Origin of the sequence: Mycobacterium sp. KBS0706 (assembly GCF_005938675.2) — a bacterium.
Classification (GTDB): domain Bacteria; phylum Pseudomonadota; class Alphaproteobacteria; order DSM-16000; family Inquilinaceae; genus Inquilinus.
Genome location: NZ_VCCH02000333.1, coordinates 1 through 596 on the forward strand (window position 1 = coordinate 1; position 596 = coordinate 596).

The 596-nt window shown below is 65.4% G+C and carries 1 protein-coding gene; it reads right to left on the bottom strand.

All coding sequences use genetic code 11. The features are described 5' to 3' along the window. Nucleotides 1-92: 92 nt before the first annotated feature. Nucleotides 93-446 (bottom strand): IS66 family insertion sequence element accessory protein TnpB, encoded by a 354-nt coding sequence (tnpB, locus tag FFK22_RS42125; protein WP_138893723.1) that lies wholly within the window; start codon nucleotides 444-446, stop codon nucleotides 93-95. Nucleotides 447-596: the final 150 nt, after the last annotated feature.

The following is a 596-nucleotide window of genomic DNA, read 5'->3' on the forward strand; positions in this document are numbered from 1 at the left end:
CGGAGGGCAGAGAGGCTATGGCCAGCGACATGATTCAGGATAGCCAAGGCGGTGCCGGCAGGCCAGAATCAATCAGCTGAATCAACCCTCTATTAGAGCAGCTCCGGCACCCGTGGCGCCGGCGGCGCCACCGTCCGCCGCCAGTCCATCGCTTCGATCAGCAGCGCCATCTGGGCCGCTGTCAGCACCATCGTCCCGTCCACGATCGGGGGCCATACGAACTTGCCTGTCTCAAGCCGCTTGGCGAACAGGCACAGCCCGGTGCCATCCCAGTGGAGAATCTTCAAATAGTCCGCCCTGGTCGACCTGAAGAGGAATAGATGGCCGGAATACGGATCCTGACGCAGCACCGAGGCCACCTCCGCGGCCAGGCCGTCGAAGCCCTTGCGCATGCTGGTCGGTCGACAGGCCAGATAGACCTTCGTGCCGGGCGCCACCGCGATCACGTCAGCCCCTTCACCGCCTGCAGCACCCGCCGTAGCGCTCCCTGGTTGACGAAGGCATCGACCCGCACCCGGGTGCCGTCAACCAGATCGATCTCGATTACCCCGGCCCGCTCCTCCAGCTTCGGCGTTGCCGCCATCGGCGTGCGCGAC